Annotated in this window: 28 protein-coding genes and 1 pseudogene; 20 read left to right on the forward strand and 9 right to left on the reverse strand. The window is 31.0% G+C overall.

Annotated features, from left to right (window positions below):
• Positions 1–26 precede the first annotated feature (26 nt).
• Positions 27–284 carry a hypothetical protein gene (locus C7N41_RS03530; RefSeq protein ID WP_105964353.1) on the forward strand — a complete coding sequence of 86 codons (258 nt, stop codon included), beginning with the start codon at positions 27–29 and terminating at the stop codon, positions 282–284.
• Between the two features lie 23 nt (positions 285–307).
• Here C7N41_RS03530 and C7N41_RS03535 read toward each other — a convergent pair whose 3' ends face one another.
• Positions 308–592 (reverse strand): hypothetical protein, encoded by a 285-nt coding sequence (locus C7N41_RS03535; protein ID WP_105964354.1) that lies wholly within the window; start codon positions 590–592, stop codon positions 308–310.
• Between the two features lie 245 nt (positions 593–837).
• A complete protein-coding gene (locus tag C7N41_RS07665) occupies positions 838–1,014 on the reverse strand; it encodes a hypothetical protein (protein ID WP_157944961.1) in 177 nt (58 codons plus the stop codon).
• A 574-nt stretch (positions 1,015–1,588) separates the two neighbouring features.
• Between C7N41_RS07665 and C7N41_RS07780 the strand changes: the two genes are divergently transcribed.
• Positions 1,589–1,909, forward strand: a complete 321-nt coding sequence (locus tag C7N41_RS07780) for an NAD(P)H-dependent oxidoreductase (protein ID WP_225362854.1) — start codon at positions 1,589–1,591, stop codon at positions 1,907–1,909.
• A gap of 267 nt (positions 1,910–2,176) precedes the next feature.
• Entirely contained in the window at positions 2,177–2,362 is a 186-nt protein-coding gene (locus C7N41_RS07955; RefSeq protein WP_225362865.1) for a DUF3923 family protein, read from the forward strand.
• A 108-nt stretch (positions 2,363–2,470) separates the two neighbouring features.
• On the opposite strand, the gene C7N41_RS03550 is transcribed toward C7N41_RS07955, so the two are convergent.
• A complete protein-coding gene (locus tag C7N41_RS03550; protein ID WP_105964356.1) occupies positions 2,471–2,806 on the reverse strand; it encodes a MarR family transcriptional regulator in 336 nt (111 codons plus the stop codon).
• Positions 2,807–2,999: 193 nt separating this feature from the next.
• Between C7N41_RS03550 and C7N41_RS03555 the strand changes: the two genes are divergently transcribed.
• Entirely contained in the window at positions 3,000–4,661 is a 1,662-nt protein-coding gene (locus tag C7N41_RS03555; protein ID WP_225362855.1) for an alpha-keto acid decarboxylase family protein, read from the forward strand.
• Between the two features lie 56 nt (positions 4,662–4,717).
• Here C7N41_RS03555 and C7N41_RS03560 read toward each other — a convergent pair whose 3' ends face one another.
• A complete protein-coding gene (locus tag C7N41_RS03560) occupies positions 4,718–5,083 on the reverse strand; it encodes a hypothetical protein (protein WP_105964357.1) in 366 nt (121 codons plus the stop codon).
• A gap of 300 nt (positions 5,084–5,383) precedes the next feature.
• Here C7N41_RS03560 and C7N41_RS03565 point away from each other — a divergent pair, with 300 nt between their 5' ends.
• From C7N41_RS03565 to gyrA, 6 genes are all read left to right on the forward strand, one after another.
• Entirely contained in the window at positions 5,384–5,791 is a 408-nt protein-coding gene (locus C7N41_RS03565) for a hypothetical protein (RefSeq protein WP_105964358.1), read from the forward strand.
• A gap of 95 nt (positions 5,792–5,886) precedes the next feature.
• Positions 5,887–6,978, forward strand: coding sequence for a M24 family metallopeptidase (locus C7N41_RS03570; RefSeq protein ID WP_105964359.1), 1,092 nt, complete (start codon positions 5,887–5,889; stop codon positions 6,976–6,978).
• Positions 6,979–7,182: 204 nt separating this feature from the next.
• Complete coding sequence (yaaA, locus tag C7N41_RS03575; protein ID WP_165807716.1) at positions 7,183–7,401, forward strand: S4 domain-containing protein YaaA; 219 nt, start codon at positions 7,183–7,185, stop codon at positions 7,399–7,401.
• Between the two features lie 9 nt (positions 7,402–7,410).
• Entirely contained in the window at positions 7,411–8,529 is a 1,119-nt protein-coding gene (gene recF, locus C7N41_RS03580) for a DNA replication/repair protein RecF (RefSeq protein WP_105964361.1), read from the forward strand.
• A 22-nt stretch (positions 8,530–8,551) separates the two neighbouring features.
• Positions 8,552–10,498: a DNA topoisomerase (ATP-hydrolyzing) subunit B gene (gene gyrB, locus C7N41_RS03585; RefSeq protein WP_105964362.1), complete on the forward strand. Its 1,947-nt coding sequence runs from the start codon at positions 8,552–8,554 to the stop codon at positions 10,496–10,498.
• A gap of 42 nt (positions 10,499–10,540) precedes the next feature.
• A complete protein-coding gene (gene gyrA / locus C7N41_RS03590) occupies positions 10,541–13,066 on the forward strand; it encodes a DNA gyrase subunit A (protein WP_105964363.1) in 2,526 nt (841 codons plus the stop codon).
• A 47-nt stretch (positions 13,067–13,113) separates the two neighbouring features.
• Here gyrA and C7N41_RS03595 read toward each other — a convergent pair whose 3' ends face one another.
• The 3 genes and pseudogenes from C7N41_RS03595 to C7N41_RS03605 form a co-directional block, all read right to left on the reverse strand.
• Positions 13,114–13,746 carry a hypothetical protein gene (locus tag C7N41_RS03595; RefSeq protein ID WP_105964364.1) on the reverse strand — a complete coding sequence of 211 codons (633 nt, stop codon included), beginning with the start codon at positions 13,744–13,746 and terminating at the stop codon, positions 13,114–13,116.
• Between the two features lie 76 nt (positions 13,747–13,822).
• The gene (locus C7N41_RS03600; protein ID WP_105964365.1) at positions 13,823–14,401 is read right to left on the reverse strand and encodes a hypothetical protein; all 579 of its coding nucleotides are present in this window, start codon (positions 14,399–14,401) and stop codon (positions 13,823–13,825) included.
• A gap of 53 nt (positions 14,402–14,454) precedes the next feature.
• Positions 14,455–15,222 (reverse strand): annotated as a pseudogene (locus C7N41_RS03605) (C40 family peptidase); the annotation flags it as partial.
• Positions 15,223–15,445: 223 nt separating this feature from the next.
• Between C7N41_RS03605 and C7N41_RS03610 the strand changes: the two are divergent.
• Positions 15,446–16,474, forward strand: a complete 1,029-nt coding sequence (locus C7N41_RS03610) for a C39 family peptidase (RefSeq protein WP_105964367.1) — start codon at positions 15,446–15,448, stop codon at positions 16,472–16,474.
• Between the two features lie 35 nt (positions 16,475–16,509).
• Here C7N41_RS03610 and C7N41_RS03615 read toward each other — a convergent pair whose 3' ends face one another.
• Positions 16,510–16,908: a MerR family transcriptional regulator gene (locus tag C7N41_RS03615; protein WP_105964368.1), complete on the reverse strand. Its 399-nt coding sequence runs from the start codon at positions 16,906–16,908 to the stop codon at positions 16,510–16,512.
• Between the two features lie 79 nt (positions 16,909–16,987).
• Between C7N41_RS03615 and C7N41_RS03620 the strand changes: the two genes are divergently transcribed.
• Complete coding sequence (locus C7N41_RS03620; protein WP_105964452.1) at positions 16,988–17,833, forward strand: aldo/keto reductase; 846 nt, start codon at positions 16,988–16,990, stop codon at positions 17,831–17,833.
• On the opposite strand, the gene C7N41_RS03625 is transcribed toward C7N41_RS03620, so the two are convergent.
• Complete coding sequence (locus C7N41_RS03625) at positions 17,830–18,306, reverse strand: prolyl-tRNA synthetase associated domain-containing protein (protein ID WP_105964369.1); 477 nt, start codon at positions 18,304–18,306, stop codon at positions 17,830–17,832. The genes C7N41_RS03620 and C7N41_RS03625 overlap by 4 nt on opposite strands.
• 125 nt (positions 18,307–18,431) lie before the next feature.
• Between C7N41_RS03625 and C7N41_RS03630 the strand changes: the two genes are divergently transcribed.
• The 8 genes from C7N41_RS03630 (at position 18,432) to C7N41_RS03665 (ending at position 26,115) form a co-directional block, all read left to right on the forward strand.
• Positions 18,432–19,481, forward strand: a complete 1,050-nt coding sequence (locus C7N41_RS03630; protein WP_105964370.1) for a hypothetical protein — start codon at positions 18,432–18,434, stop codon at positions 19,479–19,481.
• Between the two features lie 185 nt (positions 19,482–19,666).
• Positions 19,667–19,957, forward strand: a complete 291-nt coding sequence (gene rpsF, locus C7N41_RS03635; RefSeq protein ID WP_105956935.1) for a 30S ribosomal protein S6 — start codon at positions 19,667–19,669, stop codon at positions 19,955–19,957.
• A gap of 44 nt (positions 19,958–20,001) precedes the next feature.
• Positions 20,002–20,520: a single-stranded DNA-binding protein gene (gene ssb / locus C7N41_RS03640; protein WP_105964371.1), complete on the forward strand. Its 519-nt coding sequence runs from the start codon at positions 20,002–20,004 to the stop codon at positions 20,518–20,520.
• Between the two features lie 28 nt (positions 20,521–20,548).
• On the forward strand, positions 20,549–20,791 hold the full coding sequence (gene rpsR / locus C7N41_RS03645; RefSeq protein ID WP_105956937.1) for a 30S ribosomal protein S18: 243 nt from the start codon (positions 20,549–20,551) through the stop codon (positions 20,789–20,791).
• Between the two features lie 104 nt (positions 20,792–20,895).
• Positions 20,896–22,932 carry a DHH family phosphoesterase gene (locus tag C7N41_RS03650; protein ID WP_105964372.1) on the forward strand — a complete coding sequence of 679 codons (2,037 nt, stop codon included), beginning with the start codon at positions 20,896–20,898 and terminating at the stop codon, positions 22,930–22,932.
• A 71-nt stretch (positions 22,933–23,003) separates the two neighbouring features.
• Complete coding sequence (rplI, locus tag C7N41_RS03655) at positions 23,004–23,456, forward strand: 50S ribosomal protein L9 (protein ID WP_105964373.1); 453 nt, start codon at positions 23,004–23,006, stop codon at positions 23,454–23,456.
• 28 nt (positions 23,457–23,484) lie between these two features.
• A complete protein-coding gene (gene dnaB, locus C7N41_RS03660) occupies positions 23,485–24,864 on the forward strand; it encodes a replicative DNA helicase (protein WP_105964374.1) in 1,380 nt (459 codons plus the stop codon).
• A 72-nt stretch (positions 24,865–24,936) separates the two neighbouring features.
• On the forward strand, positions 24,937–26,115 hold the full coding sequence (locus tag C7N41_RS03665) for an MDR family MFS transporter (RefSeq protein ID WP_105964375.1): 1,179 nt from the start codon (positions 24,937–24,939) through the stop codon (positions 26,113–26,115).
• Positions 26,116–26,132: the final 17 nt, after the last annotated feature.

The following is a 26,132-nucleotide window of genomic DNA, read 5'->3' on the forward strand; positions in this document are numbered from 1 at the left end:
AAAAAGCTAAGAGGGTAGTGATATTAATGAAGAACGATGAAAATAGATTTGAATTGAGACTGATTCTAACTGCAGGAATGAATGCAGGGGTTAGAAAAACAGTTTTTAATATTCAAGGCTTGGAATTCAATGACCAATTAAGTAGAGAAGAATCATTATCGTACTTTTTAAAGGAGCAAGATTTTATCATTGCGACTGAACATAAAGGTATTAAATCTAAAGAATATAAAAAAGTATTGATTTCAGTTAGAAACATTTTATCAGCAGAATTTATTGATGAGTAATTAAAAGCGATATTTAACATTAGTTAAAATATCGCTTTTTTAGTGATCAACATGTATAAAATTAATCCTAAACTAGCAATTGTGAGAATAAGCCCAGTTATTATGGAAGATATTATTAGGCATTTTTCTTTTTGTTTCACATGAAACAATTTTAATAATCCATAAATAACAATAATTATAAATGAAAATTCATCAAAGCCACCGTTATTTTCAATGCATTTACTATCTTTTTGAAAAACCATTAGAAGAAATGTAATACCAATTGTTAAACAACAATCTAAAATTAATAAATGCAAAAAATAAATCATTTAATCATCATCCTAATCAAAGTTTATACCCAAAAAAGTAAGTCCAAAATAGAATGCCAAAAAGCAGTCCAAATATTTTCTTTTTTACTCTTATTCTTTCTTTCATAGTATATGAAATTAATTCCCAATATAATTAAAAATAAAATTATGAAAAATCCTAAAACTATATACATATTAATTCTCCCTTTATTTAGTATTAATATTCATACAAAAAATTATTCAAAAAAAGGATCAGATACAATTAATTATCTGGTCCTTTTTAAAATGATATCTGCCACTGCACTACCTGAAAAAATTGTGCCTATAATTAATAGTGAAATAGTTGAAATTATATTTGGTAAGCTATGTAATCCATTATAAATAAAAATCATTGCAGTTAATGGTAACAATATTCCTAATGCACATTTTATTTCAAAATTCATTATATAATTATACTCCTTTTAATTATTAATTGAAGATAATCCTACTGCTATGCCACTAAGAAAACTTATTGATAATAATATTGTAAACAGAATCCAATATCTATATTTGTATATTTTATTCATTTTCAACTAATCCTTATATTTTTTATTTTATTTAATATTTCTAACTTTATTCAAATATGACAATAAAGAGTTCCTAGTATAATCTTGAATTTTGTATTCTTTATTAGGTCCTTTGGAGTAGAACCATATACATAATTTTTTAAAATTGTTTTCATCCATAGCATATCTTAAATTAAATAATCTATCTGCTGCTAAAACATATCCTTTATTTTACTATAATTTTAATTTTATATTACCACAATAAATCTATGTATAAATATGTAAAATACTTAACAGTTATTTGTATAATGCAAAAGTTATTACTTCAGGACAATCTTTAAAACATGTGCCATACATATTACACTAAGTTAACATAAAGGATGAAATATTCTATATTTTTGTATATAAAGTCTATTTTTATTTTATCTTGAATTACAATTGAATTATATTAATTACAGGAAGTGATTAACTTATGAATATTTTAGTAATACAAGGACATCCTGATATTCATTCTTTTACTCATGATAATGCAATGAATTATTATAATGTAGCCAAACAATTAGGCCACACTGTAAATTTAGTGGATTTAAGTAAAGCTGAATTTGATCCCGTACTTAGATATGGATATAGGAAACACATGCCTAATGAAAAATACATTGAATATGTTCAATCGTTAATAAGTGAGTCTGATCATATTGCCTTTTTCTTTCCTATTTGGTGGGCTGCTGAGCCATCAGTATTAAAGGGACTTTTAGACAGGACTTTAACTCCGCATTTTCATATCTTTATATGAAAATGGTACACATAAAAAATTACTTAATGGAAAAACTGCTGATATTTTCACTAGTAGTCATGGGCCTCAATTTTTCTATAAAATGTATGGCAATGTGTTATCAAGATGGAAGCACCTAATTTTAGGATATTGTGGCATTAAATTGAATAAATGCTATGATTTAGGAAGCATTGGTAATAACAAAGATTCTTTAGATAGAAGAACAAAATACATTGATAAATGTGCAGCTACATTAAAAAGATAAAGGAAGGGATATTTATGAAAATTATGGGATATATTTTGGGAATATTATTTATTATTGGTTCTTTGTTTTTATGGTTTAGAACTTCTGATGGGAGTGGATTAAATAATACATTTCAAATTAAAATTGCTTCATTGGCTATATGGCTATTATTTTGTTTAATTTTATTTATTATTTATTTTATAGTTTATTTTTTGATAAACAGAAAATAGGATATTAATTACATTTAATGCATCGTATAGAAAATAACACCAAACAATTACTTCAAGGTAGCTGTTTGGTGTTATTTATATATTAAAAGATTTAAATAATATTTTTTACTAATTTTTATTTAATCCATTTATATATTCATTGGATAATTCAATCATTGCTTTTTCCCAATCATTATTTACTTTATTGAATAATGACTCAATCCTTTTTGTTTGTTCTTCATTAATTTTATTATTTAAAGCATTTCCCTTTTTAGTCAGTTTTAATGTTTTGATTCTTTTATCTTTTTTAGAACTGATTTCAGTTATCAACTCTTGCTTCATTAAATTTCTAACATTCACGTTTAAAGCCTGTTTTGATATATTAAGTAATTTTAAAATATTTCCAATGCTAGCAATATTTAGTTCTGAAACTGAGTATATTATTCTATGCTGTGTTTTATTCAAATTATATTTTTTTAGATCTATCATAGACGAAAATTGTTGATATGCGAAGAATATAGTTGAAAGTTTTTCTTTATTGTTGATATAAATTTCTCCTTATTAGGTCAACCGTGTTGACATTTTATTTTTCTGGATTTATAATTAAAAAATCATATAGGTCAACAGCGTTGACATATTTTTGAAAGGAAGAATTAAATTGTTAAATAATTATAAATTATCAGATTATTTACTAGATGTAGTTAAGTATATGGGTGCTAATGATATTTTTGGAGTACCTGGTGATTATAATCTACAATTTTTAGATCATATTACACATCGCTCAGATTTAAATTGGACAGGTAATGCTAATGAATTAAATGCTTCATACATGGCTGATGGGTATGCTAGAGAAAAAGGATTTGCCACTTTTGTTACTACTTTTGGAGTAGGGGAATTAAGTGCAATTAATGGTCTATCTGGAAGTATCGCTGAACACGTTCCAGTACTAGAAATTGTAGGAGCTCCTACAAATAATGTACAAAATAATGGTTCATTAGTACACCATACTTTTGGTGACCATAAATTCGATAGGTTTGAAAAGGCTCACCGTCAATTAGGTATTAAAGCTGTTAAATTAAATAGTGAACACGCCATTGATCAAATTAATGATGTTGCTAAATATATTTATGAAACTAAAAAACCAGCTTACATTATTTTACCAACTAATTTAGTTGAAATGGAAGTTAATCAATCATTAAAGAATGATATTCCTAGTTTATTTATTAACAAAGAAATTAATTCAGACAAAGCTTTTAATCAAATTAAATCATCAATTAATAATAGTGAAAAACCTGTTATTATTATGGGACACGAAGTAGATCGTTTTAATGTTTTTGATGATATTAAGGCTTTCTCATCTAATAATAATATACCAATTTTAGATTTAGGACTTGGTAAAGGAAATATCGATGAAAGCTTTGCTAACTTTGTAGGTACTTATAATGGTCAAATTTCAGATGAAAATGTTAACAAATACGTTGAACATGCAGATACAGTTATCCTTATTGGTGCTAAATTAACTGACTCTGTTACTGGAGGATTTACTCAACAGTTTAATGAACAAAACACGATTGTTCTTAATTATGAAAATGCTAATATTTATGGTAAAAGTGTTGATAAAGATTATGATTTTAAAACTATTATGAGTTATTTATCAAATGCCAAATTGGACTTATCATTACCTGAAATAAACGATGAAAATGATAAATCAGAAGTTAAACCCTCCGATAATAAATTGACACAAAGCTTTTACGATAATGCGGTTCGTCAATTTACATCTGATAATAATACAATAGTTGCTGAACAAGGTACATCATTCTTCGGTTTAGCTAGTCAAAGATTACCAGAAGGCGCCAAATTCTTTGGTCAACCACTTTGGGGTTCCATTGGATATGCATTTCCTGCAGCTTTAGGTAATCAAATAGCTAATAAAGACCGTAGAGTTGTTTTATCTACAGGTGAAGGTTCGTTACAATTAACAATTCAAGAATTAGGTCTTGCTTTCCGTGAAAAATTGAATCCTGTAATGTTTGTTATTGATAATAGTGGATATACAGTTGAAAGAGTTATTCATGGTATGAATGAACATTATAATGATGTTCCTAAGTTAAATTATGGACTAATGCCTAAAGCATTTGGTGCTAAAGATGATGAATATGATTTTATTGAAGCATCAACTGAAAATGAATTATTTGATGCAATGTCTAAGGCTAAAGAAGAGAAAGATAAATTAGTATTAATTCAAGTGAACATGGGAATGCAAGATGTTCCTGAACAACTTGCAAAGACTGCTAAAGCTTTTGCTGATCAAAATAAATAAAAACTGAATTCTTAATATCATCTCTAATATATAGTAAAAAGCTACTGATAAATTTATCAGTAGCTTTTTATATTTGTTAACGTCTCTTTGTTTTTACCTATTTTTCCAAAAATGTCCACTCTTTTTGATCCTAATTTACCAACATAGTATGAGACATTTCCGCCTCCTTGATTATCTGTTACATTATGCAACTCTTCATCTTTATGCTTAATAATATAATTATATAGATTCTTATCTTTGCATATACTTTTTAATTTATCTTTACTTTGTACTGATGCATTAAATTGATTGAATATTGAATCATTTTCGTTATTTTTCATATTAAACCATAATGAAAATAATATAATTGCAATAATAATTGGAGGCGAAATAAGTGCTAATAGTTTCTTTGATTTATTGTTACCAAAAATTCTTTTGTTCATATTTTAGCTCCTGGAGTATAAAATATTATATTAAAATAAATCTAAAATCATACAGCCTAATTCAAATATGGCATCTAATATATCTATAAATATCTCGATAATTATATTTCTTTTAGTATTCATAAAAATATCTCCTCAAATACAACTAAATAAATAGTAACATAAACGAAAAATGTTGTTATTAGTGACAATTTTAACTTGCTAATGGAATTAACTAAACCTTTGATAAAAAATCTCCATATAATATTTATTCCTATATTTGTTATACTATCCTTAACAAATGTTAAAGGAAGTGAAATTATGAATGAAGGAAATGACGGATCTGGATTAATTAAAGCTAATTATATTCTTGCTATTATTCTATGTATTCCCATTGTTAGCATGTTAGATTATTTTTTTGGTGGATTAGATATTGCTGTAATTATCATATCAATTATTATTTTAAATAAGAAAACTTACATGCCTAAGGCTGGAACAATCTTGATGATTATATCCAGTATCTTTAGTTTAATTGGTATAATTTATTTTTATTTGGAATTGCCTGAAGTCATTAATAAGATTGTATATATTTCAGATCATCACATTCAAGGAGAAAATATTCAACTCTTTAATGCTCCATTATTAGCATTATTTAGTTTCTTGTCTTTTGGATTAAGAATTGCTGCGATTATTGTTTACAGTATGTACAGAAAACCTGCTAACAAATAATTTTAATTCTTTAATGAAATCTCATCATTTTTTAATAATGGTGTTTTAATTACTTATTAAATGAACTAGAATATTTTATATAGGAGGGGATTTTAATGACTAAGTTAGAACAAGTTCAAAATTGGACTGATAAACAAGGATTAGATTTTACATATTTGAGTGATCCTAAGACCATTCAATATTTGACTGGATTCTTTAGTGCCCCGGTAGAAAGAGTGCTTGCACTGGTTGTCTTTCCAGATAAAGCACCATTTATGTTTGCACCTGCTTTGGAAGTAGAAGCAATTAAGGATACTGGTTTTCCATATGACGTATATGGATACTTAGATCATGAAAATCCTTGGCAAATGATTGCTGAACATGTTAAAGAACGTAATGCTAACCCTAAAAAGGCTGGCTTAGAAATGACTAATTTAACAATCAGTCGTTTAAATGAATTACAAGCAGTTCTAGATGTATCATTTACCACTGATGTTACTGATTTCATGAACAGCATGCGTTTGATTAAATCACCCGATGAAATCGAAAAATTAGATGCAGCTGGTCGTGAAGCTGACTACGCATTTCAAAAAGGTTTTGAAGCCGTTAAAGCTGGTAAACCAGAATCAGCAGTAATGGCCGAATTAGAATATGCACTAAAACTTAAGGGTGTTATGGAAATGAGCTTTGACACTTTAGTTCAAGCTGGTGCTCACGCTGCTGAACCTCACGGTGCAACTGGCAGTAATTTAATCAAGAATAATGAAATGGTATTATTTGATTTAGGAACTGTACATCAAGGTTATATTTCAGATTCATCAAGAACAGTTGCTGTTGGTAAATTGTCTGATAAACAAAAAGATATTTACAATGTTTGTTTAGATGCTCAATTAACAGCCATGGATTATGTTAAACCTGGTGTGACAGCCGAATCAGTTGATAAAGTTGCCCGTGATATTATCGACAAAGCTGGTTATGGTAAATACTTCATTCACCGTCTTGGCCATGGTATGGGGATGTCAGAACATGAATTCCCATCTATTATGGAAGGCAATAAGATGGAATTGAAACCAGGGATGTGTTTCTCAATTGAACCTGGTATTTATGTACCTGGATTTGCAGGAGTTCGAATTGAAGATTGTGTTCATGTCACTGAAAATGGATGTGAACCATTTACCCATACCCCTAAAGAACTTAAATATTTATAAAATAATGATGCTTATCAATCCTATTGGTAAGCATTTTTTATTGCCAATTTTAAAATAAAAGCTTTTTGAGCGTTTTTATTGCAAAATAGTATGTTTTATCTAATACGAGTTAAAATGCTTATATGAGCTAATAACGGCCTATTATCTATACTTTTACCCTATAAAAGGGTATAATAAGAGAAGTAAGAAAAGGTGGGTGAAGTTTTGAAGAAGAGTGTTTTCATCAGTACTGAATATATTACATTAGGCCAATTATTAAAAGAAGAAGACGTTGTTTCTTCTGGCGGACAAGCAAAATGGTATTTGAAGGATCATCAAGTTATGTTGAATGATGAACCTGAAAACCGCCGTGGTAAAAAGCTATATGATGGCGATAATGTTGAGGTAATGGATGTAGGATTATTTTTTATCCGTAAAAAGTAGGCTAAATCTATGAAATTAAAAGAAATAGAGTTACACCATTTTCGTAATTATGACGACGTTAATATGCAATTCTCGCCTGGAATCAATGTTTTACTTGGTAATAATGCTCAAGGCAAAACTAATATGTTAGAAGCTATTTATGTTTTAGCTTTAACGCGTAGTCATCGTACTAACAACAATCGTGATTTGATTGAATGGCAATCAGAAGCTGCACAAATTTATGGCAATGTTGCTAAACGATTGGGCGATACTAAGTTAGAAATTGATTTAGGTAAAAAAGGCAAGCGAGCTAAGGTCAATCATTTGGAGCAAGCCAAACTTTCATCTTATGTAGGTGAATTAAATGTGATTTTGTTTGCCCCAGAAGATTTATCAATTGTTAAGGGTTCGCCAAGTGTTCGTCGTCGTTTTATGGATATGGAATTTGGTCAGATGAGTAATCAATATCTTTATGACAATGCTCAATATAGAAAAATATTAAAACAACGTAATAACTATCTGAAAAAGTTACAGATGAAAGAAGCTAGTGATCAGTTATATTTGGAAGTTTTGTCTGATCAACTAGCTGCTTATGGTTCTAAGATTATTTTTCAACGTATCGATTTATTGAAAAAATTAGAAGGCTGGGCAGCAGATATTCATGCTGAAATTTCACAAGATAAAGAAAAATTACAGTTTAAATATGCTTGTGCTTTAAAGAAAAAGCAATTAAGTGATGTTGATAGCATTTATAATGGATTACTTAGTTTATATACTGATAATCGTGATAAAGAGATTAGACAAGGCAATAGTTTATATGGCCCACATCGTGATGATTTACAATTTATCATCAATAAAAAAGACGTTTCTACTTTTGGTTCGCAAGGACAACAAAGAACTTCAGCCCTTTCAGTTAAGTTAGCTGAAATTGATTTGATGAAGGAAGAAACGCATGAATATCCAATCTTATTATTGGATGATGTGTTATCTGAATTGGATGATAGTCGACAAACGCACCTATTAAAGTCGATTCAAGATAAAGTTCAAACCTTCTTAACAACCACTAGTTTAAGTGGAATTGCTCGCGAATTAATTTCAGATCCTAAGATTTTTAATATTGAAAGTGGAACCGTCTCAGAAGAAAAGTGATTTCTTTTTAGGAGGAATAAAGTTGACTGATAAGGAAAAAGCAGAACAAAGAAGAAAGACTGACGAATATGATGCCAGTCAAATTCAAGTTCTAGAAGGCCTAGAAGCCGTTCGTAAACGTCCAGGAATGTACATAGGATCAACTAGTGTGCAAGGACTACACCATTTAGTTTGGGAAATTATTGATAATGGAATTGATGAAGCATTAGCAGGTTTTGCAGATTCAATTCACGTAACTATTGAAAAAGACAATAGTATTACCGTTGTTGATGATGGTCGTGGAATTCCAGTTGATATTCAAAAGAAAACTGGAAAACCCGCATTGGAAACTGTTTTCACTATCTTACATGCCGGAGGTAAATTCGGTGGTGGTGGATACAAAGTGTCTGGTGGTTTACATGGGGTTGGTGCCTCAGTAGTAAACGCCTTATCCACTGAACTAGATGTAACAGTTACCCGTGATGGTAAGAAATACTATATGGACTTTTCTAGAGGGCATGTTAAAACACCAATGAAATTTATTGGTAATGATGATCCTGATAATCACGGAACTAAAGTTCATTTCACACCAGATCCAGATATTTTTACAGAAACAACTACTTATAATGTTAAGACTTTGACTGCACGTATTCGTGAACTAGCCTTCTTAAATAAGGGTCTAAAAATTTCACTTCGTGATAATCGTCCAGCAGAACCAACTGAAGAAGATTTCCTATATGAAGGTGGAATCAAACATTATGTTGAATTCATCGATAAGGATAAAGAACCAATTTTCCCAGAACCTATTTATGTCGAAGGTAAGGAAAATGGTATTTCAGTTGAAGTTGCTTTGCAATACACTGATGACTATCACAGTGAACTTAGAACTTTCACTAACAATATTCATACTATTGAAGGTGGAACCCATGAAGAAGGTTTCAAGCGTGCTTTAACTCGTGCAGTTAATGATTATGCAAGAAAGAATAATTTACTAAAAGAAAAAGATGATAACTTAACTGGTCCGGACGTTCGTGAAGGCTTAACGGCAGTGGTTAGTGTTAAGCATCCTGATCCACAATTTGAAGGACAAACTAAGACCAAGTTAGGTAATTCTGACGCTAGAACGGCTACTGACCATATTTTCTCAGAACGTTTCTCTAAATTCTTAATGGAAAATCCTAAACTAGGTAAACAAATTGTTGATAAGGGTTCTTTAGCATCTAGAGTTCGTGCTGCTGCAAAGCGTGCCCGTGAAGTAACTAGAAAGAAATCTGGTCTAGAAATTAGTAGTCTTCCTGGTAAGTTAGCTAATAATACTAGTAAAGATCCAGCTATTTCAGAATTGTTTATTGTCGAAGGGGACTCTGCTGGTGGATCTGCCAAGCAAGGTCGTTCTCGTTTAACCCAAGCTATTTTGCCAATTAGAGGTAAAATTTTAAATGTGCAAAAAGCATCAATGGATAAGATTTTAGCTAATGAAGAAATCAGATCAATGTTTACTGCAATGGGAACCGGTTTTGGTAAAGATTTTGATATTAATAATGTGCATTATCATAAGTTAATTATCATGACCGATGCTGATGTCGATGGTGCCCATATTCAAGCATTGCTATTAACATTAGTTTATAACTACATGCGTCCATTACTTGATGCCGGATATGTATATATTGCTCAACCACCTTTGTATCGTTTACAACAAGGTAAGATGATTAGATATGTTGCTAACGATGAAGAATTAGATAGATGGAAAGCCGAATTGCCAGCATCACCTAAACCAAGCATTTCTCGTTATAAAGGTCTTGGTGAAATGGATGCTGAACAATTATGGGATACTACTATGAATCCAGAAAACCGTCGCTTACAAAGAGTTGAAACTAAAGATGCTGAAAACGCAGCTGGAGTTTTCAATATGTTGATGGGTAACAAAGTAGAACCACGTCGTAAATTCATTGAAGAAAACGCAACATTCGTTGAAAACTTGGATGTTTAGTTAAAATGTTTCACATGAAACATTATGTTATAACGACCATGAATGGAGGCAAATACATTGGCCAATAATGAAGATTTATCAAGTCATCGCATTGAGAATGTGGACTTATCTGAAAAAATGAAAACATCATTTTTAGACTATGCAATGAGTGTTATCGTTGCACGTGCCTTACCTGATGTTAGAGATGGTATGAAACCAGTTCATAGAAGAATTTTATATGATATGCGTGAACTAGGTTTGACTCCAGAAAAACCTTTCCGTAAGTCAGCCAGAGTGGTTGGTGATACTTTAGGTAAGTATCATCCCCATGGTGATAGTGCTGTTTATGGATCAATGGTACGTATGGCACAAGAATTTAGTTATCGTTATCCATTAGTTAATGGACATGGTAACTTTGGTTCTGTCGATGGTGATGGAGCTGCCGCTATGCGTTATACTGAAGCTAAATTAAGTAAAATGGGGATGGAAATGTTACGCGATATCAACAAAGATACTGTTGATTTTCAAGATAACTTTGATGGTAGTGAACGTGAACCAGAAGTACTACCTTCAAGATTTCCTAACTTATTAGTTAATGGTGCTTCAGGAATTGCGGTTGGGATGGCTACTAACATTCCACCACATAACTTAAGCGAAGTTATTTCAGCATTGCATATTTTAATGGAAAACCCAGATGCAACTACTGCTGATTTAATGGAAGCATTACCTGGCCCTGACTTTCCTACTGGGGGAGTGGTCCTAGGTAAATCTGGTATCAGAAAAGCTTACGAAACTGGTAAGGGTAGCATTATTTTACGTGCTAAAACTGATATCGAAGAAAATAAAAACGGAAAACAACGCATTATCGCAACTGAAATTCCATATATGACTAATAAAGCAAAACTAATTGAAAGAATTGCTGACTTAGTTCGTGATAAAAGAATTGATGGAATTTCAGATGTTAATGATGAATCTGATCGTGAAGGTATGCGTATCGTAATCGATGTTAAACGTGATGCTTCAGCTCAAGTTGTATTAAATAACTTATACAAAATGACTTTAATGCAAACTAGCTTTAGTTTTAACATGTTAGCAATTGTGGATGGGACCCCAAGAATTTTGAGCTTAAAAGAAATTCTTCAATACTATCTAGAACATCAAGTTAGTGTTATTAAACGTCGTACTGAATACGAATTAAGAAAAGCCGAAAATCGTGCCCACATTTTAGCTGGTTTAATTACCGCTTTAGATAATATCGATCGCGTGATTACAATTATCCGTGAATCACAAACTTCAGCCGTTGCTAAAAAGCAATTGATGGATGAATTTGATTTATCAGATAAGCAATCACAAGCTATCTTGGATATGCGTTTAGTTCGTTTAACTGGACTAGAACGTGACAAGATTGCTAGTGAACATGATGAATTATTAAAGAGTATTAACCACTACAAAGAAATCCTTGCCAGTCGTGAAAAAATCAACGAAATTATTTATGAAGAATTAATGGAAATTCAACATAAATTCGGTGATGATCGTAAGACTGAATTACGTGTCGGCGAAGTATTAAGCATCGAAGACGAGGATCTTATTGCTGAAGAAGACATTATGATTACTCTAACTCATAATGGATACATTAAGCGTACTGCTACTTCAGAATTCAAGAGCCAAAATCGTGGTGGTCGTGGAGTGCAAGGAATGGGTGTCCATGATGATGACTTCATTGAACATTTAGTTTCAACAACTACTCACCACACATTATTATTCTTCACTAACCAAGGTAAGGTTTACCGTATGAAAGGGTATGAAATCCCAGAATATGGTCGTTCTGCTAAAGGTCTTCCTATTATCAACTTGTTAGGAATTGAAAATGCTGAAAAAGTCCAAGCAGTTATTACCATTAGTGAAAATGAAAATTATGATGATAAAGACTTATTCTTCACTACTCTTCAAGGTACTGTAAAACGTACTTCTGTAGATGAATTCAAGAATATCCGTAGTAATGGTCTAAAAGCAATTCATCTAAAAGATAAGGATGAATTAATGCGTGTCTCCACTGTAAATGAAGACCAAAACATTATTATTGGGACTCATTTAGGTTACTGTGTTAGCTTTAAAGTTTCCGATGTTCGTTCAATGGGACGTTCTGCTACCGGGGTTCGTGGAATTCGTTTAAGAGACAACGATTATGTTGTTGGTGCTGATGTCTTAAATCCAGATGACAATGTCTTTGTTATTTCAGAAAAAGGTTATGGAAAACAAACACCTGCTTCTGAGTATCAAATTAAAGGTCGTGGTGGAAAAGGTATCAAGACCGTTAACGTAACTGAAAAGAATGGTCCATTAGCTGGTTTAACGACTGTTACTGGTGATGAAGATATTATGTTAGTTACCGATAAGGGTGTTATGATCAGATTCAATGTAGCAGATGTTTCACAAACTGGTCGTGCTACATTAGGTGTTCATTTAATTAAGATTGATGAAGATTCAAGAGTTTCAACAGTTGCTAAAGTTTCTAACGAAGCGCAAGAAGCAAATGATGAAAAAGATGATGAATCATCAGATTCTAACGATGAAACTACAAGAGAATAATTAAACAAAAATAAGCTAGTGAATTTATCAATTCACTAGCTTATTTTTTAATATACTCGGTAATGCTTCTTTGCAGTATTCACATGACGATAATACCAAGTAGTCATAGTAGTTTTATTGGGTAATGTTAAATGATGTTTTGTGTTTTTATTAGGCACAGCATCACTTAAGCTTAGATGATTATGCTTAACTGACAAATACCATAAACCATATTCTCGACCTTCATATACGGGCAAGACTTTTATGTTTTGATATTTATGCCCCACTAAAACTTTCGCATTAACCATCTTTTTATTGATCCTTAAGCCAAAATTATAATCATTAGTTTTATGATTTAATTTTAAATAATTTAAAGGATGGTTAGTGTTATAGACATCACCTAAGGTAATTCTTTTGATCATGTGATTATTCATCACGGATTTTAAAATAATGAATGGAACATGTTTTGGATTAGCTGCTCCATGATAATCTTTTTCGGCATTGTACCAATTACCCCAAAATCTTTTTGGAATTTTGTTTTCATGGTTAAAGCCTAATTCTTTTAATTGCTTTTTATTATAATAGGTTGCTGGAATATTTGCGTGAGCATCAACATTATTTATTCCATAACCACAAATAGTAATTACAATAATGCTTAAAAAGAAACTAAATAATTTAAAAATATTATGATTAATATCCATAAATAAAGACCTCTTACATTTTCAATTTTAAGTTTGTCGTCTTATGGTTTCAAATAAAAAGGTATTTATTATTTTATTAGTTATCTAATTGATAATTCTTTTTAGCTTGTTTCATTGATTTATAATACCAAGTAGTAATAGATACATGATTAGGTAATCCACTTTTTTTGGAATTAGGTACAACCACACTCATACCAATTTTTTTATTTTTAATTGGCATATACCATAGATTATTGTCTTTATATATTGGTAAAGCCCAGATGGCTTTATTATTATTTTTAAATGAATCATGAATTTTTATTAGTTTTTTGCCAATCATTATTGGAAAATGATTTTTATGTTGTTTATTGGTTTTTAAGTTATAAATTAATCCACCATCATTCAAGATATTCTTTTTAATTGTTACTTTATTAATACTTATAGGTGATTTTTCTTTAGTACCATAATTAGATTCTTTCGAAGCATTATACCATTTTCCATAAAATGCTTTGGGAAAATGATTTGATTTACTAAAACCCAACGCTTTTAGTTCATTTTTATTATAAGTTGTAGGTGGAACACTAGCATGAATATTAATGTTCTTTGTATTTTGTATAAATAATAAAGCGATTAATACAGTTAATATTGATAATGATATATTTATTATTTTTTTCATAATTTTTCCTTCTTTGTAAAAAAGATATAGCAGTTAGCTATATCTTAAAAATATTATTTTTCGTCCCATGGGCGTGCTACATATCCAGTATGTACGGATCTAGCATAAACGCTTGATACTTGAACTCTTGGAGGCCAACTTTCAATAATACGATCATTTCCTAGATATAATGCTACATGCCAAATTGTTTTGGTACCGGGTTCATAATAGAAAATTAAGTCACCACGTTTACGTTGACCAAATGGAACAAATTTAAATTTTTTACTTGCCCATAATTTGCGTGAATTCCATTCGTTACCTGGATGGGCATGTTGAATTGCACTAACTGGCTTAGGATTAATACCACCAGCATATAATGCTTGGACAACTAATCCTGAACAATCATTTCCATAATTAGGGCTTGAAGATGCACCATAAATATATGGTTTACCTAAGTATTTGTATGCTTGCTTAATAGCCGCATTGATATGTGCTTGTCTACCTTGGGTGATTTTTGCACCTAGTGGAGCTACATATCTATCGATACTGTAAAATTGCCATCTTGGGAAACCTAATTTAACCCATGTATTAACATCTACATCACCAGTAATCTTTAAATGATGCTTCTTTTGAAAATTCATAACAGCATTTTTAGTTGCATAGTTGTATTCATAATGACCAGTTCCAATTGGTCCCATATTGATACCTAGTCTACGCATGATTTTAACTGTTTTAATACCTTCATAGCCGACTTTTACTGTATAGCCAACTTTACCAACTGGCTTAATTTGTTTGTCAGCAATTTGATAATATCGCTTGGGATTTTGGTATTCTTTTGCTTTTGCATTAACATTGTTATTGCTAAAACATATCAACAAAGTTATTAATAATAGTGCTGATGCAATTGAAGTGAATAATTTTCTCCAATTATTCATGGAACTTCCTTCTTTCTTAAAATAAAATAATAAAACACATAATTATTCTAACACTGTTGTAATCATTTTGTATTGATTAATTATAATAGTGTTATAATATAATAAGCTTATATTGAAAGAAGTAAATTATATGAAACGAAAAAATTTGAGAATCCTTTTTATCCTTCCAATAATTGCTATCATTGCAATTTCTATTCAATCTATTGATATAAAAGCGGATACCGTAACCTCACCAGTTACTAATAATCAGAATGATTCACAAAATAATGTTACTGATAGTAATCAATCTTCTGGAAATAATACTAATGATTCAAACAATAATAATGATGACAAGAGCATTAGTAATTCCACAGATAATAATCAAAATACAGATAAACGTATTCCTGATAATCGAACTAAAAAGGTAAAGAAACATCATTATTTTAGAATTTTAAGTACAAAAAAGACTAACTTTAATACGATTGTTAAAAAAAATCGCAGTCTTTATATAGGCGGTGGTTATAATACAAATAAAAAAAGTATTAAAAGCTACAAAAATAGTAAAAATTTACTTAAAGCATGGGTTCATGTAATTGAATTTGAGAATACTAAATTAGGTAAATATGCTCATATTATACATAATGGAAAAGATGAAGGCTGGATTAACAATTCTGCTTTAGATTACTCATCTTTTAAATTAAATAATGTCCCACTGATTAGCCAACGTCCACAGTTACCAACGGGTTGTGAAATTACGGCTGTGACAATGATGATTAATTACGCTACTGGTAAGAAATACTCTAAAACTTTTTTTGCTAATAAAATGCCTCGTAACTCTAATCCTAATAAAGGTTTTGTGGGCAGTCCTTATTCCAAATCAGGTTGGTATATTTATCCACCAGCATTAATGAAATTAGTTCATCGTTATGCTGACAGTAGTGTCAATCTAACTGGTAAAAGTACAAATTATTTAAAACATTATTTAAAACAAAATAATCATCCTATTGTTATTTGGATAGCTAATGCTGATGGCTTTCCTAATCATGCAGTAACTATGACTGGTTTTAATAAAAAACAATTATATTATAATGATCCATGGTTGGGTAAAAGAACTGGTATGAATATTAAACAGATAAATATTCATAGAAGTCATGATCACAATAGAGCAATCAGTTATTAATGAAAAAAGACGATTCATTTGAATCGTCTTTTTTATTACCATTTTTTAGGATTTAAAATATCTTCATTTTTATTATTTAATCCTTTTTTATAAATATCTGATTTTTTAGACAAATATTGAACCCGTTTTTGAGCCTCTTCTAACTGTCTTTGGGCTTTAACTTTCAAATTTTCAATTATTTGATAACGTTCCTTAATTGTTGATTGGCCTTTTAAACATAGGTCTACATATTTTTTTAAATCGTCGATTGACATACCAGCTTCACGCATTCTTTTATCACCCACCAACCAATTAATAGCTTCTTGATCAAAAATACGATGATTATTTTTATCTCTTTGAACGCTGGGAACTAATCCATTATCGCAATAATATCTGACAGTGTTTTCATTTAAGCCAACTTTTTTAGCAGCAGTTTTAATTTCCAAAAAAATCACTCCTTATTACTTGCCTTCATGTTACATGAAGGTGCTATGATATGACAACATTAATGAGGAGGTAATATTTATGGTAAAAATTCCTAATGTAAAATTAAATAATGGTGTTTTAATGCCTCAAGAAGGTTTTGGTGTTTACCAAGTACCCGATTATGAACAATGTAAACAAGCAGTTAAAGATGCTTTATCAGTTGGATATCGTGCAATTGATACTGCTCAAGGCTATCAAAATGAAGATGCAGTTGGTGATGCAATCGCTGAAAGTGATGTTGATAGAAAAGACATTTTTATTACTACAAAAGTATGGATAAGTAATTTTGGTTATGAAAAAACTTTAGAAACAGTAAATGAATCATTGAAAAAATTAAAGACCGATTATCTTGATTTGGTATTAATTCATCAACCAGTTGCTGATTACTATAGTGCTTATCGTGCTCTAGAAAAGTTATATAATGACGGTAAAATTAGAGCAATTGGTGTTTCAAATATGGATCCTGCTAAGTATGTAGACTTCATTATGAATAACGAAGTTAAACCAGCAGTGAACCAAGTTGAAACTCATGTTTTCAATCAACAAAAGACATTAAGAAAATATATGAATGAAAATGACACTCAAATCGAATCATGGGCACCATTTGCAGAAGGTAAAAATAATTTGTTCAGCAATGAAGTATTAAATTCAATTGGTGAAAAATATGCAAAGTCTGCTGCTCAAGTTGCTTTGAAATTCTTGGCACAAAGTGGAGTTGTAATAATTCCAAAATCTACCCATGTTGAACGTATGAAAGAAAATATTGATATCTGGGATTTTGAATTAACTGAAGATGAAATGAACAAAATTAGTGATTTAGATTTGAATAAAAGCTTATTCTTAGATCATTCAAATCCTGAAACCATTAAATGGTTAAATCAATTAAAATTTTAATAAGCATCAACAAATTTATAATTATGTCCAATTTTACTTATTGATTTAAGAAAATCATCAAATGAAATAATAATAGTTTGATTGTTTATGTTTGGATGGAATCCAATTGATTTTTCTTTACTAATATGTTTATCAATTAAAATTGTAATTTGGTTATCTTTATCATTTAATAATCCAAATGGATTAACTGAACCCGGACGTAGGTTCATTAATTCAAATAATTCTGCAGGTGTTGCAAATGAAATTCTATTTTCATCGATTTGTTTAGATATTAGCTTGGTGTCAGCTCTATGCTCATCATCAATTATTAACAAATAATAATTTTTTTGATGTTTAATTAATAAGTTTTTGACTTTACTGCCTTTAAAATCAAAATCAATATCTTCAATTGTATATACTGGTTTATGATGGATTAATTTATAATCTATACCATTATTATTGAGAAAATTGAACACTTTTTCCTCTACATTCATTTATTATTGCTCCTTTTATCTTGATTTTTATAAAATTATAATATGATTATTTAATTTTGATTAATTTGAATTTATAATATAATAATGTAATTAAAAAATAAATATATATTTGAAGGAATAAAATAATGCATACTTTTAAGCAAAAGTTTTTTATACCAATTTTCATATTAGCAATTTGCTTGATAACGGTTTCTATTAGTACTAACGCTAAAGTTAAAGTTTATAATCAACATGGTATAGCACTTAAAAAATTTAAAGTTTCTAAATTTAAATATGTACATAATCATAACTATACCCGCAAAGACTACCATAAACATTATCATCGAGGATATCGTCGTACACATAATCATATTAAGTCTTATGGTGGGAACTATCGCACTTATGCTAAAACTTTATTCTTTTTAACTAGTGCCAGAAGGAACTCTAAACATCGTCGTTGGAATCCACAAAGTTTAGTGATTACACCTAATGGAAAATTTGCCTTTGTAATGTATCCTAGAGAAGTTGTTAGATATAACTTGTTTAAGTTACATAAAATGGGCGTTAATTTTAAGCATCCTATTTTAAGTGAAAAGCAGATTAAAGCAGCAGTTAAATTTGGACCCATTATTGAAAACGGGCACGGTCAATCACTTAGCTATAATTATAAAACTCATCGCCTATGGTTTATTAACATGGGGACTATGAATAAACATGCTAAATTAGAAGAATTAAGCATGAAGACTTTAAAGCCAGTCCAGATTATTAAATTTCATTATAGCAAAGCCTATTCATTGAGTAATGAACTAGCGTTTGATAAACGTGGTAATCTATATACCTATACTAGAACTAGTGGTAATGGTGCCATTAAAAATGGCACATTAAGAATTAGTAAGGGCTATATTTCACATCACAAGGTTCATTTTAAAATGATTATGCAGGGGATTCGCCACGCACCAGGATATTTAACCCAGTCGTTATCATATAATCCTAGAAATAATCGTTTATACTTTGTTTCTGATGGCGGAATTTTATCAGCTCCAGTTAATAAGTTGGGGCATTTGAAGAATCATGATATCCGTGACACCAAATTTTTAACTCGTCGTGAGTTTGAAGGATTAGCGTTTACTAAAAATGGTAAAGGTCATTTACTATTAAATAGATCACCTGAAATCATGACCTTTAGTCATTTTTAATTCTAAAATTTAAAAATAATATTTTATATCTTCGTATTATATATATGTATCGTAAACAATTTCCCGTATTGTATTGAATAAAATTATTTTTGATGGTAAACTAATTGAACGTGAGTATTAGTTATAAAACTTATACTCCTTACTCTCAATTAAGAGGGTCTAAAGTCCACAAGGAGGTGTAATTCATGGAAGAACATAAATATGAAATTACTTACATTATTCGTCCAGATCTAGAAGAAGGCGCTAAAAATGATTTAGTTGCTCGTTTCGACAAGGTTTTAACTGACAATGGTGCTAAGTTAATTGACTCAAAAGACTGGTCAAAACGCCGTTTCGCATTCGAAATCGGTGGTTATAACGAAGGTGTATACCACGTTATTAACTTAACTACTGCTGAAAAAACAGCATTAGACGAATTTGATCGTCAATCAAAATACAGTGACGACATTTTACGTCACATGATCGTAAGAAGATAATTTAGAACTTTATTGTTTTTTAAAAAGAGAGGAGTACTTTCAGCATGATTAATCGTACAACTTTAACGGGTAGATTAACACGGGACGTTGATTTGCGATACACTCCAAACGGTGCTGCCGTGGGTAATTTTACCTTAGCTGTTGATCGTAGATTTACTAACCAAAATGGTGAAAGAGAAGCAGATTTTATTAACTGTGTTATCTGGCGTAAAGCTGCTGAAAACTTTGCTAACTTCACTCATAAAGGTGCTTTGGTTGGAATTGATGGTCGTCTTCAAACAAGAAATTACGAAAATCAACAAGGTCAAAGAGTTTATGTTACTGAAGTAGTTGTTGAAAACTTTGCTTTGTTAGAACCACGTTCTGCAAACAAAGGTGGCAACAACAATGGTGCTCCTCAAAATAATTCAGGAAATAATAATCCTTTTGAAAACCAAAATAACAATTCATCAAATAATGGTGGAAACAATGGAAATGGCATGAATAACAATAATAATTCATCTGATCCATTTGCTAATTCTGGCGATCAAATTGATATTTCCGATGATGATTTACCATTTTAATGAGTAGATAATAGGGGAGGGAATTTTAATGCCACAACAAAGAAGAGGTGGCGGCCGTCGTCGTCGCAAGGTTGACTTTATCGCAGCCAACCACATCGATTACATCGATTACAAAGATATCGCATTGTTAGGACGTTTTGTTTCAGAAAGAGGTAAGATTTTACCACGTCGTGTTACTGGAACAAGTGCTAAGAACCAACGTCGTGTTACTTTAGCTATTAAACGTGCTCGTATCATGGGCTTAATGCCATTTGTTACTGAAAATGCATAAAAATTATATTTTTACTGAGATAACTTCTGGTTATCTCAGTTTTTTTATTACATAATTTTTGTGATAAAATAGAAATACAAAAACAGTGTAAAAGAGGAGTTACAATGAAAAAATTGTTTTCATTTACTAACTTACCACCTTTCCTTAAAAATAAGATTTTAAGATGGATTACGTTAGCTTTAACTTTATTATCAATTTTTAGTTTGGTAGTCTCATTTTTATACAATTATATTGTTGGAATTGGATTCTTAGTTGCTGTCTGTGCACTTCTATCTTACATATTTAAAAAGATGAACGATTTAAGTGAAAGTACTGAAAACTATATTTCTGATTTATCATATCGAATTAATCGTGGAGACCAAGAAGCATTGTTGGAAATGCCAGTTGGAGTCATCATTGTTAGCGAAAATGGTGCAATTGAATGGGTTAATCCTTATCTAATGCCATACTTTGGTGACCAAGACCTATTAGGGACTAATCTGGAAGAAACTAATCCAGAATTAAATGATATTTTAACAAATAATTGGAATAATCCAGATAATGCAACTGTTAAGTGGCAAGATCATTATTTCACTTTGTTAATTCAAAAAGAATATCGTACTGCTTATATGATTGATATCACTAGATATTATCAAATTGAAAAAGACTATAGTGATGAGAAAATTTCTATTGGGCAAGTCTTTTTGGATAACTATGATGAAATTACTCAATCCATGAGTGATCAAGAAATATCTAATTTGAACAATTACGTTACTAATGAATTGAATATTTGGGCGCAAAAATTTGGTTTCTTCATTAAACAAGTTGATGAAGATCACTATATTATGTTTACCTATTCTAAAATATTGAAAGATATTGAAGCCGATAAATTTAATATTTTGGACACTATTCGTGAATCAACATCTAAGCAAAATTTCCCATTAACTTTAAGTATTGGGATTGCTTATGGTGAAGATAATTTAAACGAATTGGCTGAACAAGCTCAAAGTGACTTAGACTTGGCACTAGGCCGTGGTGGTGATCAAGTTGTTGTAAAAGCAAAAGATCATGAAGCCCGTTTCTATGGTGGAAAAACTAACCCAATGGAAAAACGTACCAGAGTGCGTGCTCGTATGATTTCACAAGCACTACAAGAAGTGTTCAGAGAATCTGATCAAATCTTCGTCCAAGGTCATAGTCAACCAGATATGGATTCAATTGGTGCTTGTATGGGAATGCATCGCCTTGCGCAAATGAATAATAAACATTGTTATATTGTTATTCCAGAAGGTACTTTTCATTCTGATGTGCAAAGATTAATCAATAAAATTCAAGAAGATGACAATCTTAAAGATGATATCGTCACTCCTGATGAAGCTTTACAAAAGGCAACTGATAATAGTTTATTGATTATGGTAGATCATTCTAAACCTTCAATGAGTGTTTCTTCGAAGTTGTATGAACGTCTTGAAAATAAAGTTATGATTATTGATCATCATAGACGTGGTGAGGAATTCCCTGAAAATCCAGTCTTGGTTTACATTGAACCATATGCTTCATCGACCTGTGAATTAATTACTGAAATGTTTGAATATCAATCACAAGATGCAGAACCAATTAATAAACTTGAAGCAACTGCGATGTTAACGGGAATCTTTATTGATACGCAATCATTCACTTTAAGAACTGGAACCAGAACTTTTGATGCGGCTAGTTATCTTCGTTCGGCTGGAGCTGATTCTAGTGAAATGAAAGAATTTATGCAGGAAAATCCTGACAGCTATATGGCTAGAATGCATTTAATTTCATTAGCACGTTTTATTAGTGATGAAAAGAATATGATGGTAGTTTCTGGTGAACAGGATAAGGTATATGATCCAGTAACTGCTGCTCAAGCAGCTGATTCATTGCTAAATATGTCGGGAGTTAGTGCTTCATTTGTTATTACGCACCGTCCTGATGATTTAATCGGAATTTCTGCTAGAAGTAATGGTGAAGTCAATGTTCAAAGAGTAATGGAAGAATTAGGTGGTGGTGGTCACTTATCTAGTGGTGCTACCCAAATTGCTGATAAGAAGATTGACGAAGTTGATCAAATGTTAGACGAAGCGATTAAAAAGGCTAAATCTGAAGAAGCTCCTGAAGAAAATGAAGATTCATAATAAAACATAATTTAAAAAGTTTTAATTTAAGTTTATAATTGTATGCAGAATAATAAGAGGAGTGATATTGTATGAAGGTTATATTTTTAGAAGATGTACGCGGAAAAGGTAAACGTGGAGAAATCAAAAACGTACCTGATGGATATGCACAAAACTTCTTGATTAAACGTAACAAGGCTAAAGCCGCAACTAACTCAGCAGTGAGCCAATTAGATGGTGAAAAGAAAGCTGAAAAGAAAGAAGCTGCAGCTGAATTAGCAGAAGCTAAAGATTTGAAAGCTGAATTAGAAAATGACAAAAATGTTGTTGAAGTATCTGCTAAAGTAGGTGCTGATGGTCGTTTATTCGGATCAGTTTCATCTAAGCAAATCGTTAATGAAATGCAAAAACAGCACAACCTTAAGATTGATAAACGTAAGGTTGAACTAAAGGAACCTATTAAGTCACTAGGTTACACAAATATTCCAGTTAAATTGCATAAGCAAGTAACTGCTACTATGCGTGTGCATGTTAGTGAAAAATAGTTCTCTGGATTTAAAATAGAGGATTAATATGAGTAATGATTATTTAAATACCCAAACTCCTCCTCAAGATGTTCAAGCTGAAAAGGCACTCTTGGGTGCGATTTTACTGGATAATGATCAATTACCTGAATCGCAGGAGTATCTAGAGCCTGATGACTTTTATCAGCGTGCTCATCAATTGATTTATGCAGCAATGGTTCACTTATCTGATGAAGATCAACCCATTGATGCTTCTACTTTACGTTCTGAATTAGATGGTCAAAAACAATTAGAAGATGCTGGTGGAGTCGCTTATTTAGCTGACTTAGCATCATCAACTCCCACTGCAGCAAATGCGATGTATTACGCCAAAAATGTGCGTAAGAAGGCAGTTGCGAGAAAACTAATTAAAACGGCCACTAATATTGTGACTGAAAGTTACAATAATAATGACAACATCGATGATTTGTTAGATGAAGCAGAAAGATCAATCTTAAACGTTTCTGAAGATCGTAACGATACTGGATTTCAAGAAATTGGTGAAGTATTAAAAAATGCTTTAAACAATATTGAAGATTTAGCAGAGAGTACGACTGAGGTTACTGGTCTTTCAACTGGTTATCCAGCATTAGATAAAATGACAACTGGATTGCATGAAGACGAATTAATTATTTTGGCGGCTCGTCCAGCGGTTGGTAAAACAGCTTTTGCATTGAATTTAGCACAAAATGTTGGAACTAAAACTGACAAAACAGTTGCCATTTTCAGTTTGGAAATGAGTGCCGAATCATTAGTTAACCGTATGATTTGTGCTGAAGGTAGTATTGATGCCAATCATTTGAGAACGGGTCAATTATCAGATGAAGAGTGGAATAACATGATGATTGCGATGGGAAGCTTAGCGAATGCTAGTATCTATATTGATGATACAGCTGGAACTAAAATTTCCGAAATTCGTGCAAAATCACGTCGCTTGGCAAAAGATACTGGTAATCTTGGTTTAATTGTAGTTGATTATCTACAATTAATTGATGGTGGAAATAAAGAAAATCGTCAACAAGAAGTATCTTATATTTCTCGACAATTGAAGAAAATTGCGAAGGAATTAGGAGTGCCAGTAATTGCTTTATCTCAACTTTCTCGTGGGGTTGAACAACGTCAAGATAAGCGCCCAGTGCTATCTGATATTCGTGAATCTGGTTCAATTGAACAAGATGCGGATATTGTTGCTTTCTTATATCGTGATGATTATTATGAACGTGAAGATGGTGATGATGAAGATGACGGGGATGAACAGGAAAATAATGATGTTGGTGAAGTTGAAGTCATTATTGAAAAAAATCGTTCTGGTCCTCGTGGGACTGCTAAATTATTATTTATTAAGTCGCATAATAAATTTTCATCCATTGCATATAATCAAGATGAATAAAAAATTAAATCCTTAGCCAATATAGCTAAGGATTTTTTGTATAATAAAATAAAGAGAAATGAAGGTGAACACATGAATGAAATAAAATTACATTGGTTATTTATGGGATCTTTAATTAATAACATTGCGGTCAGTACTGTGTGGCCACTTACTACTGTTTACATGCATGATGCTTTAGGCAACAGCTTAACTGAAGTAGGAATTATATTATTTTTATATTCAGCATCGAATGTATTAGGAAATTATATTGGTGGAAAATTGTTTGATCGTCATAATCGATACATATTAACCATTTTAGGAATTGTATTTTCAATTGTAGTATCAGCTGGATTGATCTTTTTCAATGGATGGCCAGCATACCCAATTGGTCTAGTCTTATTTGGTTTCTCGACTGGATGGAATTTAACGATGATTAATTCCTTAGGTACAACTGTCAAAATGAAATCAGGGCGTTTTATTTTCAATATGTTGTATTTAGCACAAAATGTAGGAGTTGTTTTTGGAACTATGGCAGTTGGATTATTATATCCAATGGGAATTAGTTCAGTCTTTTTATTATCGACGATTATTTTGATTGTTTATGGTGTTAATGCAATTTTCACTTATAATAAACCTAATTCAATTCATCCATCGATTAAGAAAATTGATACTAAAAAAGTGAAATTGCCTAAGCCTAATTTAGCAATTATTATGACATTTTTTGTAAGTTTGGCAGTTATTTGGATTGTATATGAACAATGGGTTTCTAATATGTCTGTATATATAACTGGAATGGGAATTCCAATGAGTATGTACAGTTTATTATGGACGTTGAATGCATTTTTATTAGTTGTATTTCAATTAATTATTAACTGGATTGCAAAATATCATGATAGCCTATACTTTCAAATTTACTTTGGCATTATTTTTATAGGACTATCTTTCTTTACATTGATTTTTATGCACTCATATATAGGCTTTGTCATTTCAATGATTATTTTAACTTTAGGTGAAACTTCAGTTATTCCAGCAATACCAGCTTTGGTGAATGAATTAACACCAGTTGCAGTTAAAGGAAAATACCAAGGATTAACTAATGCGTGGGCTTCAGTTGGTAAAGCCATTGGTCCGTTAGTTGGTGGAATTGTGATTGATATGACATCCTATCACTCATTATTTATCGCTTGTTCCTTAACCTGTTTATTAATCTGTATTTTATCGATGATAATTGCAAGCTATATAAGAAAACGAGTTACTAAATATTCTGAATAAAAAAAGAGCAATAATTT

It is taken from the genome of Apilactobacillus micheneri, from assembly GCF_002993975.1.
GTDB lineage: Bacteria > Bacillota > Bacilli > Lactobacillales > Lactobacillaceae > Apilactobacillus > Apilactobacillus micheneri.

Coding starts and splice junctions, on each gene's coding strand:
- rpsF (WP_105956935.1), top strand. CDS start 19,667: ATGGAAGAACATAAATATGAAATTACTTACATTATTCGTCCAGATCTA.
- C7N41_RS07665 (WP_157944961.1), bottom strand. CDS start 1,014: ATGAATTTTGAAATAAAATGTGCATTAGGAATATTGTTACCATTAACT.
- C7N41_RS03530 (WP_105964353.1), top strand. CDS start 27: ATGAAGAACGATGAAAATAGATTTGAATTGAGACTGATTCTAACTGCA.
- C7N41_RS03625 (WP_105964369.1), bottom strand. CDS start 18,306: ATGAATGTAGAGGAAAAAGTGTTCAATTTTCTCAATAATAATGGTATA.
- C7N41_RS03630 (WP_105964370.1), top strand. CDS start 18,432: ATGCATACTTTTAAGCAAAAGTTTTTTATACCAATTTTCATATTAGCA.
- C7N41_RS03665 (WP_105964375.1), top strand. CDS start 24,937: ATGAATGAAATAAAATTACATTGGTTATTTATGGGATCTTTAATTAAT.
- C7N41_RS03610 (WP_105964367.1), top strand. CDS start 15,446: ATGAAACGAAAAAATTTGAGAATCCTTTTTATCCTTCCAATAATTGCT.
- rplI (WP_105964373.1), top strand. CDS start 23,004: ATGAAGGTTATATTTTTAGAAGATGTACGCGGAAAAGGTAAACGTGGA.
- C7N41_RS07955 (WP_225362865.1), top strand. CDS start 2,177: ATGGGATATATTTTGGGAATATTATTTATTATTGGTTCTTTGTTTTTA.
- C7N41_RS03535 (WP_105964354.1), bottom strand. CDS start 592: ATGATTTATTTTTTGCATTTATTAATTTTAGATTGTTGTTTAACAATT.
- C7N41_RS03595 (WP_105964364.1), bottom strand. CDS start 13,746: ATGGATATTAATCATAATATTTTTAAATTATTTAGTTTCTTTTTAAGC.
- C7N41_RS03570 (WP_105964359.1), top strand. CDS start 5,887: ATGACTAAGTTAGAACAAGTTCAAAATTGGACTGATAAACAAGGATTA.
- recF (WP_105964361.1), top strand. CDS start 7,411: ATGAAATTAAAAGAAATAGAGTTACACCATTTTCGTAATTATGACGAC.
- dnaB (WP_105964374.1), top strand. CDS start 23,485: ATGAGTAATGATTATTTAAATACCCAAACTCCTCCTCAAGATGTTCAA.
- C7N41_RS07780 (WP_225362854.1), top strand. CDS start 1,589: ATGAATATTTTAGTAATACAAGGACATCCTGATATTCATTCTTTTACT.
- ssb (WP_105964371.1), top strand. CDS start 20,002: ATGATTAATCGTACAACTTTAACGGGTAGATTAACACGGGACGTTGAT.
- rpsR (WP_105956937.1), top strand. CDS start 20,549: ATGCCACAACAAAGAAGAGGTGGCGGCCGTCGTCGTCGCAAGGTTGAC.
- C7N41_RS03600 (WP_105964365.1), bottom strand. CDS start 14,401: ATGAAAAAAATAATAAATATATCATTATCAATATTAACTGTATTAATC.
- gyrA (WP_105964363.1), top strand. CDS start 10,541: ATGGAGGCAAATACATTGGCCAATAATGAAGATTTATCAAGTCATCGC.
- C7N41_RS03650 (WP_105964372.1), top strand. CDS start 20,896: ATGAAAAAATTGTTTTCATTTACTAACTTACCACCTTTCCTTAAAAAT.
- C7N41_RS03565 (WP_105964358.1), top strand. CDS start 5,384: ATGAATGAAGGAAATGACGGATCTGGATTAATTAAAGCTAATTATATT.
- C7N41_RS03560 (WP_105964357.1), bottom strand. CDS start 5,083: ATGAACAAAAGAATTTTTGGTAACAATAAATCAAAGAAACTATTAGCA.